Source organism: Bartonella kosoyi (assembly GCF_003606325.2).
Lineage (GTDB): Bacteria > Pseudomonadota > Alphaproteobacteria > Rhizobiales > Rhizobiaceae > Bartonella > Bartonella kosoyi.
In genome coordinates, this window is the sequence record NZ_CP031843.2 from 746,719 (window position 1) to 764,861 (window position 18,143).

The window sequence follows — 18,143 nt, forward strand, 5'->3', positions numbered from 1 at the left end:
GAAGTGTAAAAATGAAATCTATTTTTTATTTTGTACTGAGTCTGTTTTTCTTCTTGATTGTTCATCAACAGAGTTTAGCATCTCAGCCAACAGCACTCCAAAAAACTGAACTTTCAGGAATAGTTGTTGATGTTAATGCTGCTATAAAAAGTGGCGATTTTTCGCTTATATCTCATTATATGCCGGAGCGACTTTATAAAGAGATGGCACGTCGATTAAATACAACTGAGGATGCTTTACGGGGTAATTTTCTTCAACAGCTGCAGAAGCAATTTGAAAACTTGCCTTCTGGTGCTTATTGTTTAGATAAAGAAAATATTGAGTATTTTCAAACAGATAACGGTAATTTATATGCTCTAATTCCAACGGTCCTTGAGATGAAGGATCGCATTATTCAATATAAAACTTTGGCGATTTTTGATAAAACCCAATGGTATTTAATTTATGGCGGTCAAAAAACTTTACAAAATCCAGTTTTTCTCGAGATTTATCCTGATTTTATTAAGGTACATTTACCGATGGAGACAATCATCAAGAAATAAATGATTTAAATATTTTTTGTCGCGATAAATGTATTTCGTAAAGTCCTTGCTTTTTTATCATAATCCAAGGATAATAAAGATGAAGGTATTTAAGTTAGTGTATTAGCTTTTGGGAAAATTATATGCCTTTGCCTTGATTCCAAGGTGCTCATGGGTTGCGCAGGTCGCTTTTTAAGTGTTGCTTCGTTTAAAATATCAAGGATTTCTCTTGCGCGGATTCTTGAGTGGAGAGTTCAGCTGGTGATTGAGTGAAAGTTGTTCAGCTGAGGGAAGTTTTTATTTTGCCTATAAAAAAAGAAGATGTTTTTACAAAGTTAGGTTTGCCTGCTCTTTTGATTAAGAATTTACGCATTTCTGGGATGAGTAAACCTAAACCTATACAAGAACAAGCTATTCCAATGATGTTGAAAGGACACGATATTTTAGGGATTGCACAGACAGGTTCTGGAAAAACCTTGGCATTTGGTTTGCCTATTTTAAGTCAAATTTTAACTTTGGGTGACAAACGCTGTCCTAAAACTGCACGTGCTTTGATTTTAGCGCCAACCCGTGAACTTGCTGTTCAGATTGACGAAGCAATTCGCACTGTGGCGAAGGGAGCGCATCTTTCGACGTGTCTTATTTTTGGGGGAGTATCACGTTTAAAACAAATTAAACGTATGGAAGCAGGTGTGGATGTTTTGATAGCCACTCCAGGGCGTTTGAGAGATCTTGTTCGTGAAAAATGTGTTGATCTTTCTCAATCTCGTTTTTTGATTTTGGATGAAGCAGATCGTATGTTGGATATGGGGTTTATTCATGACGTTAAGCAAATTGCAAAGCTTTTGCATCAAGAGCGTCAGACAGCCCTTTTTTCTGCGACAATGCCGAAAGAAATTGCTGCGCTTGCAAAGTGTTTACTCAATGATCCAGTTAAGATTGAAGTTGCTCCTCAAGGTACTACAGCTTTAGAGATTACCCAGAAATTATATTGTGTTCCTACCAGTGAAAAAAAGAATGTTTTAAGTAAACTTTTGACAAATCCAGCTTTTAATTCGGTTATTGTTTTTACTCGAACGAAACATGGGGCTGATGCTGTCACACGTCATTTAGCAAAGAACGGCTATTTAGTTGCAACAATTCATGGGAATAAATCACAAGGTGCTCGCCAATCTGCTTTAAAAGCTTTTCGGGAAAGATCGGTCCAGATCCTTGTTGCAACAGATATTGCGGCACGCGGTATTGATATACCAAGAATAAGCCACGTTATTAATTATGATTTACCAGATGAAGCTGAAAGTTATGTGCATCGTATTGGTCGGACAGGACGCAATGGTGAATCGGGTGAAGCACTTACGCTTTTTGATGAAAAAATTGAAAGGACACGGTTGCGTGCCATAGAGCGCTTGATTCGTATGAAATTGGTGTCTGACTCTGTTCCAGAACAATTTGCAGCATTTCCAGAAAAGCTCAATGGGCTCCAAAGTGGAGAAAAAGAAAACAATAAAGAACGCCGTTTAAAAAAATCTAAACGTCAGAGACGGTTTTTAGGTCGAAAAGATGATGCTGCACAGTTACAGCGGAAGAATTCTTCCTCTCCAAATGAGAGGCATAAAAAGGCAAAAGCAGCGGCAAAGCGTGCAAAGGCTTTTCGTTTTCGCAAGTCAGTCAAGAAAGCGGCTTAAATAAAATCTTGAAAAGAGATTATGTCTTGAGAGTTTTTTACTTTTATCGATTTTTTTTCAATTAAAAAGAGACATACAACATTCTTGCTAAAACAAGAGAGGTCTTCAAAGGTTTTCATTTTTTAGAAATGGGAACCTTTGGATGTTTGGACTGATTTAAAAATCTTTTGAAAAAAAGTTTTATTGTAGAGATGATTATTCATTTGCTTTATTCCCATTTTTAAAAATAGGGATAAAGATCAATTTTATTGATATAAAAGATGCATTTTATCGTTCATGATAACTTTTAATTTAACAATTTTATTATCTCATAATAACTGATTGTTTTATATATTAAATAATCTACTTCTATTGTAAAATTCTCTCATTTTGAATCTGTTTATATTGATCTCTTAAAACTATTTGTTTGCATGTTACAAACGAGATTGCTGTATGGATAAAACATTTAAGAAATCAATAAAATGATTCTTATAACCTATTGCAAAAAAGGAATATTTTTAATATTGAGTGTTAGAAAATAGCATGAAGGTATGGCTTTTATTGTAGGTCAAAGATGTTGCTCATCAATGGATTTTATTTTAACCATTTATGGAAGCCATGGTAAAAAGGCTTGGGGGATTTAAGGGATGTCTCTTTAAATATGGTGTAGATGCACAATACAATGGAGACAATGAAGAAAACACCTATGATTTGTTGAAGGTTTTCACAGGATTCTCATCAACTTAGATTGCTATATTGTTTGTGCTGTAAAACACTCTCGTTTAGGGACGTTATATAAAGCCCATAACACTTTTACGCGCTTAGTGTTTTTATGACAGTATAAGAAATATTCACGGCAAGGCTGTTTTTAGAATTTATGAAGTGATTAAGTAGGAGAAACCCATGAGAGTAAGAAACTGGACTTTATTACAGACTTTTCGGTTGGGAGTTTCTGCTTTCAAGGTAGGGAGGAAGTATGAGGTGTAGGGAGATAATATAGATGATTTTGATTATGTTTTCCCGTTTTTCAAAATGATTGTTTCAAGAGTAGATTTTTGAGTTTAATTGTTTTATTGAGTAAAAATCATTTTTGGATTGGAAAACAAAGTTTATGCGAAATCTTTTTCATTACTGGTGGTGTTTAATAATTTTCTCTCGTGAAAGAAGTAATTATTTCAAATTAACTAATAAGAAAAAAACTTGTGCAATCTCTTTCCCTTTAAAATGAATCAATCATTTTCGCGTTCATTGCAAAAAATACATCCCGTAGGACATTGCATTTCTACTTTATTGCAAAAATCCTCTTTCCTCACTTTTATTAACAAATCTCTCATGTTTAAAAAGTGTTAGCAAAAACGATAAACTATACGGGATAAAAAAAGAAGTGGCTCCCCGGGCCGTTCTAATCGATTTTAATAAAATTAACATATTAACAAAATATAAGGGAATATTGTAGGTATTGTTTTTTTTAAGTTTTTTTTGCTTCTATCCCTAACTTTTTTGGAGCTTTTTTATAGCTTCAAGAGCTAATCTTTTACGATCTGCGCTCTTTGTATAAAGAGATGCCATTTTATCTTCTGTCCAGCCAAAAATTGCTTTCAATTGTGAAACTGTTGCACCAGAGTTAGCTGCGCGTGTGGCTGCTAATTTTCTCAATCCATGGGCTGATTTTTTAATACCTGCTGTATTACATGCTTCACGAAACAGGTTGCCAAAACTTTCTTTTACGAGCTTATTTCCATTTTTCCCGCAAATGAATGTTTCATTTCCAATAGGACCAATTTTAAGGGTTTCTGTTAATTCAGGCAAAATGGGTAGAAAAACATCTGTTTTAAATTGGCTCTTTTCTGTTTTCAGATGAATGATATTATCATTAACATCTTTCCAACCAATGCGAACGGCATCACCACGGCGTAAGCCCGTATACAAAAGAACATCAATCCAAACCCGTTCATGGGTACCATGTGACCAGCGTTGGTAATATTTCTCAACATCATCTTCTGTCCAAACAGCGAATCCGTCTTTATTGCTAAGAGCTGGTCTTTTTACTCCTATTGTTGGATTATTTTCCAAAAGTCCTTGGTCAATTGCCCAATTAAAAAGCCCATTAAGAGCTTTCAAAAAATTTTGAGCAGCTGATGGTGTTTCTTTACGCCGTTCAACACCGGCTATAATATGTTTTTTTTCAATTGCTTTGTATGGAATATTTCCTATGCTATCGCATACCTTCATAAGAATGAGTTCTTTTTGTCTTTTCGTAGCTTTAGCAAGGCTATGCCAATTGACGCTATTAAAATATTGTTTAAGCAGCCATGCAAATGACCCTTCAATCAGTTTTCCGGTTTTAGGTTTTGGAGGGATTATGCCTTGTAATTCGGCAAGTGCGCTTTTGTAGTTATCAACAAACTCTTGCGTTCCATAGGTTCCGCGTATTCGAATACGTTTTCCATGACCAATACGTACATACCATATGATTTTGTTATGGCGTGTGACTTCTTTTAGAAGATAGGGGGGGCGTGGTTTTGGCATGATCAATTTTACATCTTAGAGAGTGCGATTTCGTAATATTCATTCTTTGACAAATCTAAAAGTGTGTCTGGGTGGCTAACGGAATTTAGTCTTGGAATATCTGCTTTAAGATAGATAAGCAGTTCACCGGTAGGTTTGATTTCTATGAGTTCGCAGCCTTGCTTTTTTGCTTCTTTTAAAGCGCGTGCAATGTCTGCTTGCGTTATGATAGCTTTACGAGGCGCCATATCTCTTCTCCTTACATTGAGACGCAATTCACTCGTGTGGTGAGTCACGAATTGATTAAAAATTGTTAGGAAAGGGTGGGGGTGCTAGGAGGCGTTGGTGAGGATAAGCACCCCCATAGTTTCAAGCGGCTTTTATTGAGATTCTTTGTATCTCTTGTTCTATTTCTGCTAAAAAAGCTTCGACGGCTTGATTAATCTGTTCAATTTGTTTGTCATCACGGTAGATGCGTTTGATTTTCATACGCAAGTGAGATGAATCCCCCACAAAACGCGGGTCATAACTGATAAAATCACACCATTTTCGCTCTGTACAAGCCATTTGGAATTGCATTTGCGCATGATATTCTGGTTTAATTTCATCATCTATACAAAAGCGTAAATGGTTGATTGATTGTGGACATTTGATTTCGATTAAACCGTTTTCACCAATAAGCCCATCAGGGCTAGCCCCCGCCATTTTGATTGTGGGGTGTTGGATAAAACCACATTGAGTGATTTCTGTATCATAAATGAATGCATATTCTTTTAGAGCATCTTCTTCATGTTCAATGCCCCATTGCATAGCCGGCGTTGGATAAGATTGGCTTATTTCACCCGTTAAACGCTCTGTCATAAGTTTGATTTTGTAATCTTCATATTTGCTTGTAGGAGTTCCCTTTGCTGTTTTACTAATGACGTTATAAACGTTTGAAGCGGTGACTTTGCCTAACCGTGCTTGAAACCATTGTGCTGTTCTTTGTTCCATCTCACACCGCCGTTTGTTGTTGAGTGGGTGCATATTCGATATCTTGGATATGAATATATTCGGCATCTTGTATAGGCGCGTCTATTTGCTCTTGTTGCGGGTGAGATTGTAGAGCTCTTTCTTTTTGAATATTTTGCTTTTTTTCCAATAGCTCTAAAATCTCTTGTGCTTTTTCACAAGACAGATCTGTTAGGTTTTCGATATTTGCGTAAGAGAGAAGAATATTTTCATTGGTTTGTGTTTCTTTAATTAACAGTTTGATTTGTTCGAGCATGGCATGAGAAACAAATTGTACTTGTGTATTCCGGCTTGCTTCATTAATACGCGCTGCTTCATCTTCTTCATAAATGCCAGAAAAGCCAAAAGCGTAGCGAGCGCATTGTATAGTTGCTTTATGACGTAACATACGAGCGGGGTATTTTTGCCAAGTGTCACTTTTTTGTTTGCATTCATTTAAATATTCGGTGACTTCGATAGGGTCTTGAATACCTTTGAGACGAATAGCGCATTTAATGGCAATGATATTACCGTTTTTATCGAGTTGATCTTGAAAGGTCATACCATCAAATTGAGGATTAGATTTAATGATCTTAATCCAGCCATCAATAGAGACAACAGGGATAATGCCGCCACCTCTTTTAGGGAGCGCATAGATTTCTTTTGTTAATGGGTTAAGCCCATAAGTATTTGCCACCGATATAAAAGCAGCGAATTCTTCATCAGAGAAGTTATGATTGATACAAGTTTTGATAATTGTTTTACGGAATTGATCATGAGAAAATCCATATTTGCTAGCCATTGTTGTTAAAGGAGAATTTGTCATTATTGTTTCCTTGATTTGCGCGCAATTCCCCCGTGGCGTGAATCACGCTTGTGTTAAAAGTTGTTTGGTTTGGTTGTTAGAAAGGATTGTAATCCTCTGTTGAAGGTTTGCGGTTATCGCCAATCATGGCTAGTCCAGAAAGTTCAAAGTCTCCATAAACATTTACATAACCACAGACCAATACCTTGTCGTAAATTTTTGTATTTCCGTAGATAGATGCACCGCAGCAAGCTTTTGCATTTCCATAAATCTGCGCATTTTCATAAATCACTGTACCGGAAACACATGCGTTGTCGTAGATACGTGCATTATCGGAAACTTTAGCACCATTGGTAACCTGCGCATTACCAAAAACCTTGGCATTTTTACTAACTTGCGAGGCAACATCAACTATCGCATTATCACAAACTACAGCATCATCATAAACAGCGGACAAACCACGAACCCAACAATTTCCATTATGCGAGAGGTTTCTTTCGTGCTCTACAAAACCACCTAAATCACCAGCCTTTACATCTCCAAAATCTCTCAATGCACGAATGCGATAAGTTAACTTATTTCCGTATATCCAAGTTGTCTCATCAGTAAGTTCGTATTTTTTTTCCATGGTTTATTGCTTCTCACGATCTAAGATCACGGTGGATCCACTAATTTTACAATCTCCAGCAATGTCTACACGACAGCAAATATATGCTTGATTATAAATTTTAGCATTTCCGTAAACGTGTACACTCCCCCCTATAACAGAATTTTCATAAATCCGTGCATAGCCATAAATTTTGGCATTATCTCTAACAGAAGAACCACTAACTTCGGCATAATCGGAAACTTGTGCATTTTCAGAAACGAGTGCATTCCCATAAATCCGCGCATCACCATAAACTTTGGCATTATCATAAACTTGTGCATTGCCAAAAATCCAACAGTCTCCCTTATGGCTTAAGTTGCTCTCTTTTTGTATAAAACCGCCAAGGTCACCTTTTTTGACATATCCAAAATCTTTTAAGGCACGTATGCGGTGTAGAGTATGTCTATTAACTTCGATTGTCTCATCAGTCAGTTCGTATTTTTTCACCATGCTTTTTCTCCAGTGGACATGATATTATCGCCATCAATATCCGCATCACGATAAATTTTTGCGTCACCATAAATACGTGCATTACCGGAAACCGTTGCCATTCCATAAATTTCGGCAAAACCGTAAACATGTGCATTATGTTTAATTCGTGCACTACCATAAACTTCAGCATCATCATAAACTTGAGCATTATCGTAAACGCAAGCACAAGATAAGACGAATGCATTACCACCTACCCAGCAATTACCATGATGCGATAGGTTGTTTTCATGTTCTATAAAGCCGCCTAAATTACCTTTTTTAATAACTCCAAAGTCTCTTAAAGCTCGGATACGGTGAAGAGTTACCCCTTTAAACTCAGCTTTCTCATCAGTAAGTTCGTACTTCTTTTCCATGGTTTATTGCCTTTAATGCATGTTTTGTCGTTTAAATTCTTGAGACAGCAGCCCCATACCTTTTGTTGTGATTTTTGCTGAAGGAATGACTTTTTCTGTTCCATTTTCGGTTTGAACAGTGTGTGTTGAGCAATCCATAAGACCTTTTTGGATTTTATCTTGATAAGGCAATAAATGCGCCCCGAAAGTGCGTCGATACACCCATCCTTTTTTCTGTAGGAACTGAATGAACTGTTTTGGTTGAATTTCGAGAATTTTAGCAGCTTCAGTAAGACCGAAGAGCCCATCAGCGCGTTGCAAGCTTTCCAAAGCCATTGCTTTTGGTTTTAAATATTCAATGATAGTATCTTGTTGATCTATTTGACTTTGTAGGTAATTCAAAAAGCCCATCATAGCTTTTGGACTTGAATAGTCGATTTGTTGTAGTGTTAGTGCCTGCTTTGCACGCCGCTCGCACTCGATAAAGTATAAACGAGCTTGTTTTCCTTTTTCATTACGCTCTACCATGGAAAGTTCTTTTGCCATTTCCAAGGTGAGATGATAATTAATTGCAATAACAGATCTAGATTTTGCGCTCGCCAAATTTGGTGACCGCAAATCTTGTGTTTTTACAAAGTCTTGTCCTTCTATAAAATTGTATCTGCTAATACGGTCCTTAATCCAATTGGAAAAGTCTCGTTTTGCTTCTAAGAATGCGTGCAAATCACGAGCATTGACTGTTTGAACGTCTTCTCCGTTAACCGTGTTATTTGTAATAGCAATAGGATTATCCATAAGTTTACTCCGTCCGATATTTAATAAGAGGAAAGAGGGGGCGCTCTTAAAAACGCCCTTCATAGTTTTTAAAGCACATCTCAAGGATAACGGTTCTGTTCTTCATAGGTACCATAGACCTCATCATTATATTTTTCTTTTGCTAAATCATCTAAAAGGTCATTGTAAGAAACACTTTCGCGAACAAAGTCATGAACATTACTATTCTCATCGAGATGTTCGATATTTTTTTCTACATATGCTTCTGCAATCTCTTCAGAAATGTCTTCACAACTCTTTTCAGAAGGATTTATACGAAAGATTTGTATAACATCATCTACCCCATCAACAATGCTTAGAATTTGGCTCGCATCAAGCGGTCCAGACTCTGCAATGTTTTGATCATCATCGCAGGAAACTAGTAAAATTTCATCAGAATTTATAAGCACTGGTTTGTTCACAACTACCTCCATTATCAAAATATTTAAATACATTTTGAAAAAAACGCCTTGACATAGGTTTTTTTTTTCAGGGTATGGTGCTGTGATAATTGTATTTTATGCACAAGTCAACTAAAATTTTGCATAAAACGCAAAAATAAATCTTAAAATATATAATTAATTTATGCGCTATCCACAATTTAGGAGATGTTTATGAGCGATATAGATAAAAAAATAGAATCTGTTTTCTCATTATTTAATGAGAAAGAGCAGTTAATTCTTACTTATTTTGTTTTTAATTTTTTTAATAATTCAAGAAAATCAAGCACCGCTTCTTTGTCGACTGGATCAAGCGATGCACATATTTTCATAAAATCCAAGTCTACTTCTTTATAAAAACTGGGTGGAGGTTCATTAAAAAATTCAGAAATCTTCACTAGTTCATCTATTGTTATATCTCGCGTTTTCCCATTCTGATAGGTATTAAGCATGCGATTCACTGCTGACGGGTGTAGCTCTAAATGTAATGCTAATAATGTTTGTGCGCCGTGTCCTCGTTCTTTAAGACGCTCTTTAATCCATAGCTTAAGTTTGGACTGAATATCTTGTTCCATAGTTTGTATAATCCTTGAAAATATATTTTTATGCAAATGTGTAAAAATGATAAAAACGCATAATTTTGTTGACTTGTGCATAAAACGCAATTATTTGTTACGCTGTTATGGAGATTACATATGCCTGCGAGATTAATTATAAAATATTTAGGCGGTTTAAAAATTGTAGCAGCTATAGTGCAAAGAGATGCGTCGTCTGTTTCTAGATGGCATGATTTTATACCAGCAAAGCACCAACAAAAATTATTAAATTATGCGCGTGAACATGGGATAGATTTACGTCCAGAAGATTTTTTTTATCCCGAGCGTTTGCAGTCATTAATGCAAGAGCAACGCCCCCCATTGTCGAAAATTTGCAAGAGCCGCGTTGTTGATCACACCGGCGAGACTTTGCAGCCTTAAGGAGATCAAAATGGGATTAAGTGAAGTGGTATTGATAGTTGTATGTGTGACGCTTGGTTCTTTGCTTTTTAGTGGGATGTCGTTGCTTTGTGCTTTGAATTATAGCGAAAAGGTTAAGGCGCTTAAAAAGGAGATTGAAGATGAAGAATTTGCAGCTAGGGCTTTAGAAAAAGAACGCGAAGAAATTAGAGAGATCATTAGTGGATATGATGAGAATGTAGAAAAATATGAAGAGGAAATTAAGAGACTTAAAGAAACTAGAGACGAGTACAGAAAAAAATTACAACGAAAAAACGAAATTATAGATACCCTTGAAGCAGAAGCTAAATCACGTGGTGAAGAAATAGAAAAACTTACACAAGAGCTTAAGCAGCGTGGTGAATCTGTAAAAGAAAAGTCTCATAAAAATAAGAAGAAAAGTAAGTGAGGAGAGAGAGATGGCAATGATACCTACAGCTATTTTTATGGCTACTAATTTTTATCTGCTCTATCAAGTTTATTACTGGTTTAAACTGACACAAGAATTGAGAGATGAGATAGACGAAAAAAACAAAATAATATGGGATTTAGAGGATGAGCTTAGCCTGAAAAACAACCGACGAAATGTGTCCAAAAAATAGACTTCATTGTTTTTTGGGGATGATTTGATGAGGTGTGTTCTAAAATGAAGAGTGGAGAAGCTGCTTTATCTAAATTTTGGGGCAGGATAAAAATCTCCCATTTAATTTCTTCTCTTGGGTCGATGTTAAATGGAGCAACAGTGTATCCATTAAATAGTATTTGTGGTTTAGTTTTAGGATTTATAAGATTAATGTGCTTTGATGATGTTGGATAAATTTCTATCGTTTGACTAAGTCTAGGAGGACAACACTTTATCTTATAAAATTCGAAAGGGCACTTTTTATCTATCCAGATATTATCCATTTGAATTATTCGTTCGGTAGGATTTATGATACGTACTATTATACTGATGGGGCCATTATTAGGGTCATCTTCATCTGGAGTGGGGCTATTAGGCTTAAAAAGTAGCGATGGTCCTAAATCCAGCTCTTCTTTTGTTTTTAGTAAAAAATTGACGTGTTTTTCTGCTAATGTAGCTTGCTTTTGCAATGATTTATTTTGGTCTTCTAAATGGTTAAACTGTTTTTCTACATTGCATAAATCTTCTCGTCGAGTTTTCTCTGCTCTTTTTAGGTCTGCGTTTCTCACACACCATGACAGCAAAAACGAGATCGTACTACCAATGAGAGCAGAGATGATACTACTGAGTATATCAAGTGGTATTTCCATATTCTATACACCCTTCTTTCCTTCATTTTCAGAAAAAAACAATCTTATAAAATACGTTTTGTATGGAGTGGTGCGGTGATTAACACGATTCTTTGTTTTGATCTAGGTACGAAGATGGGGTGGGCGATACGAGGGGGAAATGGTCATATATTCAGTGGTACGATGAGTTTGCAACCCCGTCGTTTTGAAGGCGGGGGAATGCGTTATTTACGCTTTAAGCAATGGCTTAATGAGATAAAGCATACAGCAGGTGATATTGACGCGGTGTATTTTGAAGAGGTGAGGCGTCATGTTGGAACCGATGCAGCGCATGTTTACGGTGGTTTATTAGCAGCATTAACGGCGTGGTGTGAAGATCATGAGATACCGTATGAGGGGATACCAGTTAGCACAATTAAGAAAGCGACGACGGGCAAGGGGAATGCGTCAAAAGAAGAAATGATTAAGGCGATGCGTGCAAAAGGACACGCGCCTTGTGATGATAATGAAGCGGATGCTTTAGCAATTTTACATTTAATTAAAGAGAGGGAGATCTTATAGCGATGCCCAGTAACAAAGTAGAGTGTGTAAAGTTTAATTCAGATCAGTTTTTAAAAGAGCTTATGGGTTTAAAAGCAACAGAGAAGGCAGTTTATACAACACTTGTGTTGCTTATGAATGATAAGAAAGCGCCTCTTATCAATAATGGGTCTTATTTATCAAGTTGGTGTGGGTGTTCAGTAAGAACGTTTCAAAAGACATTAGAGACTTTAATAAGCATGGGTTACATCACGCGTTTAGAGAATGGGAACTTATGGCATAGGTCATTAGCTTTTGATTATAGCATCAGTAAATTTTCAGAAAGAGCTTCAAAAGCAGCGCATATGAGGTGGAGTAAGAAAAGAGAGGAGGCAATACATGTCAACTAAGTTGCCATGGACGAGGCTTTTTGCAGACAAGTGGCTTCTTGATCTTGCGCATTTGCCCGCTTTTGAAGGTTTTATATATGTGAAGTTGCGATTTCAAATGCTTCGCACTGGAGAACCGCTTAAGAATAATTTTCGAGTATTGTCTTTATTGGCTGGTTGCTCAGTTAAAAGATTTCAGAAAGCATTAGATCTTTTATTAGAAACTGGACACATTATTTTTTCAGAAGATGGTCGTTTGTGGAGTTTACAAGTTGAAGAGGAACTCAATAACTCAAATGAAAATTTAAGCAAGTTTTCAGAAAGAGCACAAAAGGCAGCGAAGGCAAGATGGGATAAAAATAAAGATAACAGTGATGATGATGCTAAACATGCTACAAGCAATGCACAAGCAATGCTTAATGATGCCATTAACAATAACATTAACATTAACATTAACAATAACAAAAAAAATAAAAATATTATTTTATCAAAAAGAGAAATTGAATTTGAAAATTTAGAAACAAACGATTTGGTTGACGAGCCAATCGAGTGTGATGATGTTCAATCAGAAGAAATCAAAACGATAGAAACTAAACAACTAATCATTCACGAGCAAAATAACAACATTTCAAACGAAGCTAATAATCGATGGCAAAGTAACGAAGCAATGATTGAGAAATTGCCTTCACGAAAAGGTAAAAAGGTTGGCAAACAACTTTCAGAAATCGTTGACAAGATAATGCCTGCTTATTTTCCAGAGCAAGCAAACTTTTTTGAGAAAGACAAGAAAATGAGAGAAAAACAAGAAGTTGAAAGCATGTTAGAAGATTTCAACCCCGATTTTCAATACGCAATTGATCTAGGATTAACGCATGATGAAGCGTTATCAGAGTTTAAAAAATTTATACGCTTTTCAAAAGCCAACCCATATCGAAATGCTCATGAACGTGATTGGCAAAGCGCTTGGGATAATTGGATTACACACCCGAAATATGGATTGGTAGCTAAGAGACACGCAGAATTAGAAATGAAAGAAAGATATACAATCACATGCTGTAAACCACTAACAGAGAGCTTGGCAAAATATATCAGAAATATAGAGCCTATCAGTTCATTTGCAACATAATGAAATCGTATTTAGTTGCATTTGAAAAAACAGCAAACTAGTGAAAAGAGCTGATAGTTTTGAGAATAGATATGGGTTTAAACAGCTAAAAAAGTACCGTACAGAGCGATTTTAGATTTTTATGATAAAAACCACATTGAAAATAAAAACGCTACTGCACGGTCCAATATGAGGCAAATAAACCCATCGGTAAAGTTATGGATTTAAGCAAGGGGATATTAAATCAAATGTTTTTAAAAAAACGTAAACAGCCTATTCAAAAGAAATTTGTTGCAACGGCGGTTGGATATGCACCATGGGGATTAGGGGTGGCAGAGTATTTTTACAATCTCTATGAATATGAAGATGGTATGAGGGAATATGAAGAATTTGAAGGCGGTCAGTATCATGATCATGAGATGCCTAACAAAGTTGATTATAGTACCAAAGCGCAAGTGAAAGCATGGATATATGGGGGTGATTTACCAAAAAGCGTATTGAGTTATGAACCTTTAATAGATGAGGTCAATGTGAAAATCAAAAAACGTACAGAGAAAGCAGTGAAAACTTATGATGATATAGACAGTGAACTAGAAAAAGCGCTTGATATTCAATTGGGTAGATATCAAAATGAAAAAAAGTGAAAAAAATAAAAAATACGTATTGACTTTAAAGAAAAGGTCGTTTATTAAGGTTGGCAAGTGATTAAAAACCACGATAACTAGCGGGTAAACCACGAAAAGGTTTCTCCCATTTCTTTAAAATACTGACTTTATTTTATGCTGTCGCTAGCATATAACGATTTTGTCGGGTGTGCTTATGCCATACAATACCCTTCGCGAGGGAAAAGTATAAGCAACGGACTAGTTACCGTGTTTTTAGCACCCGGCGCCCTTATGGGCTGTCAATTAAAAACTCTAAATAACTAGGTGTTAAAATGCATTCTAAAGAAAAAAATCAAGAAACATCTCCAAAATATCAACTCACAAATCAAACAATCATTCGCGAAGGTAAAAAACTTTATCGCATTAAGGCGTTAAGAGATTTCGGTGATGTTAAAGCTGGTCAATTGGGCGGCTTTATTGAAAGTGAAGATAATCTCTCTCATGATGGCAATTGCTGGGTTGGTGATCAGGCCATTGTTGTGAGTCCTGGTCGTGTTTATGATAATGCGCAGGTTTATGGCAATGCAGGTGTTGGTGGTTTTGTATATGGTAATGCTCGCGTCTACGATTCAGCAAAGGTTTTTGCCAATGCCCATGTGTATGATAATGCCCATGTTTTCGATAGTGCAAAAATTGTAAGTAAAGTGCATGTTTATGAAAATGCCAATGCATGTGGCATGGCTATTGTTACTAAGAATATTTGTGGTGACACAATGAATAATGTTTATACAGAACGCCTTTCTCCTTATGGTGAAATTTGCTTTGTTATGTGTCGTCCTCATAGGAAAACAGCTTAAATAACGCGCGGGCGCGGCGGGGCGCCCCCTTTTAAACATTTCATTTTAAAATTTAAATCTTTTTATAAAGGAATAGTGTTATGCAAAAGAAATTTGCACTCACAAATGAAACGCGTATATTTAATAATAAAACTCTTTATCGCATTAAAGCTTTAAGAGATTTTGATGATGTCAAAGCTGGTCAATTGGGCGGCTTTATTGAAAAGGAAAACAATCTCTCTCATGATGGCAACTGCTGGGTTTATGATAATGCTCTTGTTTTAAGTCCAGCCCATATTTACGAAAATGCCAAGATTTTTAATAAGGCTATTATAATGGGTAATGTTTATGGCAATGCTCATGTGTATGACAGTGCCCGCGTTTATGCAAATGCTCATGTTTATGACAATGCGCATCTTTCTTATAATGCTTGGGTTTATCATCAGGCGCGGGTTTATGGCAATGCAAAATTATCAGGAAGTGCACGTATTCATGGCAATGCTGAGGTTTATGATTATGCTGTTGTTAGTGGTGCTGCTAAAATTTATGGCAAGGTTTATGGTCGTGCTAGTGTGGGGTGCCATGCTGAGATTAAAGGCTTTGTTTATGGCAATGCAAAAGTATCAGGATCTGCTTGTATTTATGATGGTGCGCATATTTTTGATAAAGCAAGGGTTTATGGAAAAGCGGTTGTTTATAAAGATGTCAAGATTTATGGCAATGCGCGTGTTTATGAGAATGCTATGATTTATGAAAAAGTAGAAATCTATGATGACGCGTGTGTTTCTAACAGATCTATTATTGCTGAGGGTGTAAAAATTTATGGCAATGCCGCTCTTAAAGAAAAGAAAATATTTCGTGAAGATGTTTGTAGTAATGATGCCATTAGTGAAAAAGCAGCGTAAATAACGGGGCGGGGGGCTGCTTATAACAAAAAAAGCCGTGTCCTTTAAAGACGCGGCTTTTGTTTTCACAGAAGGTATATACATTTACACTAAATACGTATCACACAAAACGTGTAAAATGCAAGCATTAATACATAAAAACCGCATCAAAATGAATTGATACGGCTTTTATAACTAATGAATCAAACAAAATAGAATTGAAAATTAAACACAAAAGCGTTTAAAAAAAATCTTTTCACTACTAAAATACATATTTTGTGTATAAACACAAGTTTATTTCAAATATTTGATGATGATTGTTCATATGATAAAGCCGCGCTCTTTATGAACGCGGCTTCTGTTTTGCGATGTGTTTCTGTTATCGTTATTCGTAAGTTTACGAACACCTCTTTTATTGCACATTACGTATCAAAACACAAGCAAATAAGTAAAATAAAAACAGGATTAATTCTTTAGATTCAGTTTATTAAAACTATTTTTGCTTGTAATAATATAGCATAATGTGTTATATTATTGTTATGTATCAGTTATTTCCGTTTCTAAGTACCATTTCCCATAAAAAGGATAGCAAAGCAAATGCTTAATAAAGTGATGTTAATTGGTCATTTAGGTGCAAATCCTGAAAGTAAAAAAATGCCGTCTGGTGTAGAAATAGTCAATTTTCGTATGGCAACTTCTGAAAGCTACACAGATAAGGCAACCAATAAGAAAGTAGACAAAACAGAATGGCATTCCATTGTGGTCTTTAATCCGCATTTGGCAAAAATAGCGCTTCAGTATCTTAAGAAGGGTAGCAAAGTTTATATCGAGGGGCGCTTACAAACCCGTAAATGGCAAGATAAAAACGGTATTGAACGATATACAACAGAAGTCATATTGCCTCCGTACAAAGGCGACTTAAAGCTCTTAGATGCCAAAAATGATGATAATCAAGAGCAGTCATCATCTGCTTATGACAGAAGCATTTATAGACCTCTTGATACACCCCATACCGTTATGAATGATGATGTTCCTTTTTAAATAGAGGGTATAAGTGAAAAGAAACAAGAGGGGACGCCCTAAAATCATAGGGCAAATAAGAGAAGCCAATGGTCGTATATCACGTGCAAATCCGTATCATATCAAAAAACACAATAAAGTCAATATGTTGATTGCAATTATTTTATATGAATCCACTTAAGAATCCATCTTTTTATGCATGATTCATTTGACCATTTTTTATATAAGATTGCCATGTATGAATAGACCATAAAAAGCAAATCATGGTGCAAATATTATAACGCATGTAAACATTCAAATGAAATGAAAAGCAGATATCATTCATAACAGTTCATAAATTTTATGATACGTTTTTATCACAGCACAAATCACATTGTTTAAAATTTAGTCGTTTGGAACTATCGATAACATACGTTTAAAGATCACATCTTGTTTTAAAGATTGGATTGTTAATCGCATATTAACGTTCGCCAAAATTGGCGAGCGCAAAATAGAGAGCTGTCATAACAGCAGCATCATAATACCGAACATTTTAAAGATTGCATAAAAGGATTAAGGACAAGATCGCTTTTAAACGCTTTCTAAAAGTTTAGAAAACGATAAAGAGGTATTTTATATCTTATGAAATGAAAAGCCTTTTAATGAATAGATTGCAGACTAGTTTTTAGAACAGAACTATATTCGCTTCCATAAAAAAATGGAGGCGCATAATGCCATAGAAGTAGAATACTATATACCTTAGACATGGTATAAAAAACGTTTTAAAAGTTATCGTTTTAAAATATGAAACCAAATGAGATCTCCTCAAATTTGAGGGCATCTATTTTAGACAAAGATAAGCAAGTAAAATTCAAAACCGTTGTAACATCATAAGGCACAGGATTTACTTAATTGTGCTAGCCAAATAGAGCGATTAATTTGCAAAGAAGCTTTGTTTAAAATACGCTTATTATGAAAGCCTTTCTAAATGAATGTTTAAACGTTTGAAACGGATGTTTATAATAATTTTTAAAACCTTCCATTTGATAAAAGCGGTTGTTTATTTATCTTATGAGAGCTTGTTTTAAAAACCAGCGTTTGCAAATGTAAAAAGAACGTTTTTATAAGACATTCATTTAAGATGCATTTTCTTTTGATTGAATTGATAAAGCTACCAAACGTTTTGATTTGTTTGATAGGTTTTGATTTTAGATAATGTGTTATTTGAATTCACTCAGCTCGATTTTGAGCTTAGTATATTGAAACGTTTTAAAAGAAGCATTGTGATCATGGGCTTTGTTTTAAAAACCCCCCTCACAAAGGAGGGTGTTATGATTAATACGTTT

The 18,143-nt window shown here is 35.6% G+C and carries 22 protein-coding genes; 11 read left to right on the forward strand and 11 right to left on the reverse strand.

Annotated features, from left to right (window positions below; all coding sequences use genetic code 11):
• Positions 1 to 11 precede the first annotated feature (11 nt).
• Both D1093_RS03190 and D1093_RS03195 read left to right on the forward strand, forming a co-directional pair.
• On the forward strand, positions 12 to 542 hold the full coding sequence (locus D1093_RS03190; protein ID WP_120100628.1) for a hypothetical protein: 531 nt from the start codon (positions 12 to 14) through the stop codon (positions 540 to 542).
• A 281-nt stretch (positions 543 to 823) separates the two neighbouring features.
• Positions 824 to 2,206, forward strand: a complete 1,383-nt coding sequence (locus D1093_RS03195) for a DEAD/DEAH box helicase (RefSeq protein ID WP_244614020.1) — start codon at positions 824 to 826, stop codon at positions 2,204 to 2,206.
• A gap of 1,470 nt (positions 2,207 to 3,676) precedes the next feature.
• Here D1093_RS03195 and D1093_RS03200 read toward each other — a convergent pair.
• From D1093_RS03200 to D1093_RS03245, 10 genes are all read right to left on the reverse strand, one after another.
• Positions 3,677 to 4,714 (reverse strand): tyrosine-type recombinase/integrase, encoded by a 1,038-nt coding sequence (locus D1093_RS03200; RefSeq protein WP_120100632.1) that lies wholly within the window; start codon positions 4,712 to 4,714, stop codon positions 3,677 to 3,679.
• 8 nt (positions 4,715 to 4,722) lie between these two features.
• Positions 4,723 to 4,941: a hypothetical protein gene (locus tag D1093_RS03205; protein ID WP_120100633.1), complete on the reverse strand. Its 219-nt coding sequence runs from the start codon at positions 4,939 to 4,941 to the stop codon at positions 4,723 to 4,725.
• A gap of 121 nt (positions 4,942 to 5,062) precedes the next feature.
• Complete coding sequence (locus D1093_RS03210; RefSeq protein WP_120100635.1) at positions 5,063 to 5,686, reverse strand: lambda exonuclease family protein; 624 nt, start codon at positions 5,684 to 5,686, stop codon at positions 5,063 to 5,065.
• A 1-nt stretch (position 5,687) separates the two neighbouring features.
• Positions 5,688 to 6,509, reverse strand: coding sequence for a phage recombination protein Bet (gene bet, locus D1093_RS03215; RefSeq protein ID WP_120100636.1), 822 nt, complete (start codon positions 6,507 to 6,509; stop codon positions 5,688 to 5,690).
• A gap of 76 nt (positions 6,510 to 6,585) precedes the next feature.
• Positions 6,586 to 7,116 carry a hypothetical protein gene (locus tag D1093_RS03220; protein ID WP_012231604.1) on the reverse strand — a complete coding sequence of 177 codons (531 nt, stop codon included), beginning with the start codon at positions 7,114 to 7,116 and terminating at the stop codon, positions 6,586 to 6,588.
• A gap of 3 nt (positions 7,117 to 7,119) precedes the next feature.
• A complete protein-coding gene (locus D1093_RS03225) occupies positions 7,120 to 7,587 on the reverse strand; it encodes an LbetaH domain-containing protein (protein ID WP_120100638.1) in 468 nt (155 codons plus the stop codon).
• A complete protein-coding gene (locus D1093_RS03230; RefSeq protein WP_120100640.1) occupies positions 7,581 to 7,982 on the reverse strand; it encodes a hypothetical protein in 402 nt (133 codons plus the stop codon). The genes D1093_RS03225 and D1093_RS03230 overlap by 7 nt, the downstream gene beginning before the upstream one ends.
• 12 nt (positions 7,983 to 7,994) lie before the next feature.
• Entirely contained in the window at positions 7,995 to 8,756 is a 762-nt protein-coding gene (locus D1093_RS03235; RefSeq protein WP_120100641.1) for an antA/AntB antirepressor family protein, read from the reverse strand.
• Positions 8,757 to 8,836: 80 nt separating this feature from the next.
• Positions 8,837 to 9,196, reverse strand: coding sequence for a hypothetical protein (locus tag D1093_RS03240; protein ID WP_120102304.1), 360 nt, complete (start codon positions 9,194 to 9,196; stop codon positions 8,837 to 8,839).
• Between the two features lie 263 nt (positions 9,197 to 9,459).
• Positions 9,460 to 9,789: a helix-turn-helix transcriptional regulator gene (locus D1093_RS03245; RefSeq protein ID WP_012232384.1), complete on the reverse strand. Its 330-nt coding sequence runs from the start codon at positions 9,787 to 9,789 to the stop codon at positions 9,460 to 9,462.
• Between the two features lie 120 nt (positions 9,790 to 9,909).
• Here D1093_RS03245 and D1093_RS03250 point away from each other — a divergent pair, with 120 nt between their 5' ends.
• Both D1093_RS03250 and D1093_RS03255 read left to right on the forward strand, forming a co-directional pair.
• A complete protein-coding gene (locus tag D1093_RS03250; protein ID WP_120100643.1) occupies positions 9,910 to 10,191 on the forward strand; it encodes a hypothetical protein in 282 nt (93 codons plus the stop codon).
• Positions 10,192 to 10,201: 10 nt separating this feature from the next.
• Entirely contained in the window at positions 10,202 to 10,618 is a 417-nt protein-coding gene (locus tag D1093_RS03255) for a hypothetical protein (RefSeq protein ID WP_120100645.1), read from the forward strand.
• Positions 10,619 to 10,770: 152 nt separating this feature from the next.
• Here D1093_RS03255 and D1093_RS03260 read toward each other — a convergent pair whose 3' ends face one another.
• A complete protein-coding gene (locus tag D1093_RS03260) occupies positions 10,771 to 11,481 on the reverse strand; it encodes a hypothetical protein (protein ID WP_012232381.1) in 711 nt (236 codons plus the stop codon).
• A gap of 75 nt (positions 11,482 to 11,556) precedes the next feature.
• On the opposite strand from D1093_RS03260, the gene D1093_RS03265 reads away from it, so the two are divergent.
• The 7 genes from D1093_RS03265 to ssb all read left to right on the forward strand — a co-directional run bounded on the left by D1093_RS03265 (position 11,557) and on the right by ssb (position 16,839).
• Positions 11,557 to 12,021, forward strand: a complete 465-nt coding sequence (locus D1093_RS03265; protein ID WP_120100648.1) for a crossover junction endodeoxyribonuclease RuvC — start codon at positions 11,557 to 11,559, stop codon at positions 12,019 to 12,021.
• Between the two features lie 2 nt (positions 12,022 to 12,023).
• Positions 12,024 to 12,389 (forward strand): DUF1376 domain-containing protein, encoded by a 366-nt coding sequence (locus D1093_RS03270; protein ID WP_120100649.1) that lies wholly within the window; start codon positions 12,024 to 12,026, stop codon positions 12,387 to 12,389.
• Positions 12,379 to 13,494 carry a DUF1376 domain-containing protein gene (locus tag D1093_RS03275; protein WP_120100651.1) on the forward strand — a complete coding sequence of 372 codons (1,116 nt, stop codon included), beginning with the start codon at positions 12,379 to 12,381 and terminating at the stop codon, positions 13,492 to 13,494. Before D1093_RS03270 ends, D1093_RS03275 begins: the two co-directional genes overlap by 11 nt.
• 227 nt (positions 13,495 to 13,721) lie before the next feature.
• Complete coding sequence (locus D1093_RS03280) at positions 13,722 to 14,117, forward strand: hypothetical protein (protein ID WP_120100652.1); 396 nt, start codon at positions 13,722 to 13,724, stop codon at positions 14,115 to 14,117.
• A gap of 293 nt (positions 14,118 to 14,410) precedes the next feature.
• Entirely contained in the window at positions 14,411 to 14,935 is a 525-nt protein-coding gene (locus tag D1093_RS03285; protein WP_120100654.1) for a hypothetical protein, read from the forward strand.
• Between the two features lie 80 nt (positions 14,936 to 15,015).
• On the forward strand, positions 15,016 to 15,819 hold the full coding sequence (locus D1093_RS03290) for an LbetaH domain-containing protein (protein WP_120100655.1): 804 nt from the start codon (positions 15,016 to 15,018) through the stop codon (positions 15,817 to 15,819).
• 576 nt (positions 15,820 to 16,395) lie between these two features.
• Positions 16,396 to 16,839, forward strand: a complete 444-nt coding sequence (ssb, locus tag D1093_RS03295) for a single-stranded DNA-binding protein (protein ID WP_120100657.1) — start codon at positions 16,396 to 16,398, stop codon at positions 16,837 to 16,839.
• Positions 16,840 to 18,143: the final 1,304 nt, after the last annotated feature.

Bases quoted from the DNA above. Each gene is read 5' to 3' on its own strand.
- D1093_RS03250 (WP_120100643.1), top strand. From the start codon at position 9,910: ATGCCTGCGAGATTAATTATAAAATATTTAGGCGGTTTAAAAATTGTA.
- ssb (WP_120100657.1), top strand. From the start codon at position 16,396: ATGCTTAATAAAGTGATGTTAATTGGTCATTTAGGTGCAAATCCTGAA.
- D1093_RS03290 (WP_120100655.1), top strand. From the start codon at position 15,016: ATGCAAAAGAAATTTGCACTCACAAATGAAACGCGTATATTTAATAAT.
- D1093_RS03255 (WP_120100645.1), top strand. From the start codon at position 10,202: ATGGGATTAAGTGAAGTGGTATTGATAGTTGTATGTGTGACGCTTGGT.
- D1093_RS03260 (WP_012232381.1), bottom strand. From the start codon at position 11,481: ATGGAAATACCACTTGATATACTCAGTAGTATCATCTCTGCTCTCATT.
- D1093_RS03200 (WP_120100632.1), bottom strand. From the start codon at position 4,714: ATGCCAAAACCACGCCCCCCCTATCTTCTAAAAGAAGTCACACGCCAT.
- D1093_RS03220 (WP_012231604.1), bottom strand. From the start codon at position 7,116: ATGGAAAAAAAATACGAACTTACTGATGAGACAACTTGGATATACGGA.
- D1093_RS03190 (WP_120100628.1), top strand. From the start codon at position 12: ATGAAATCTATTTTTTATTTTGTACTGAGTCTGTTTTTCTTCTTGATT.
- D1093_RS03210 (WP_120100635.1), bottom strand. From the start codon at position 5,686: ATGGAACAAAGAACAGCACAATGGTTTCAAGCACGGTTAGGCAAAGTC.
- D1093_RS03280 (WP_120100652.1), top strand. From the start codon at position 13,722: ATGTTTTTAAAAAAACGTAAACAGCCTATTCAAAAGAAATTTGTTGCA.
- D1093_RS03230 (WP_120100640.1), bottom strand. From the start codon at position 7,982: ATGGAAAAGAAGTACGAACTTACTGATGAGAAAGCTGAGTTTAAAGGG.
- D1093_RS03270 (WP_120100649.1), top strand. From the start codon at position 12,024: ATGCCCAGTAACAAAGTAGAGTGTGTAAAGTTTAATTCAGATCAGTTT.
- bet (WP_120100636.1), bottom strand. From the start codon at position 6,509: ATGACAAATTCTCCTTTAACAACAATGGCTAGCAAATATGGATTTTCT.
- D1093_RS03245 (WP_012232384.1), bottom strand. From the start codon at position 9,789: ATGGAACAAGATATTCAGTCCAAACTTAAGCTATGGATTAAAGAGCGT.
- D1093_RS03275 (WP_120100651.1), top strand. From the start codon at position 12,379: ATGTCAACTAAGTTGCCATGGACGAGGCTTTTTGCAGACAAGTGGCTT.
- D1093_RS03205 (WP_120100633.1), bottom strand. From the start codon at position 4,941: ATGGCGCCTCGTAAAGCTATCATAACGCAAGCAGACATTGCACGCGCT.
- D1093_RS03285 (WP_120100654.1), top strand. From the start codon at position 14,411: ATGCATTCTAAAGAAAAAAATCAAGAAACATCTCCAAAATATCAACTC.
- D1093_RS03235 (WP_120100641.1), bottom strand. From the start codon at position 8,756: ATGGATAATCCTATTGCTATTACAAATAACACGGTTAACGGAGAAGAC.
- D1093_RS03225 (WP_120100638.1), bottom strand. From the start codon at position 7,587: ATGGTGAAAAAATACGAACTGACTGATGAGACAATCGAAGTTAATAGA.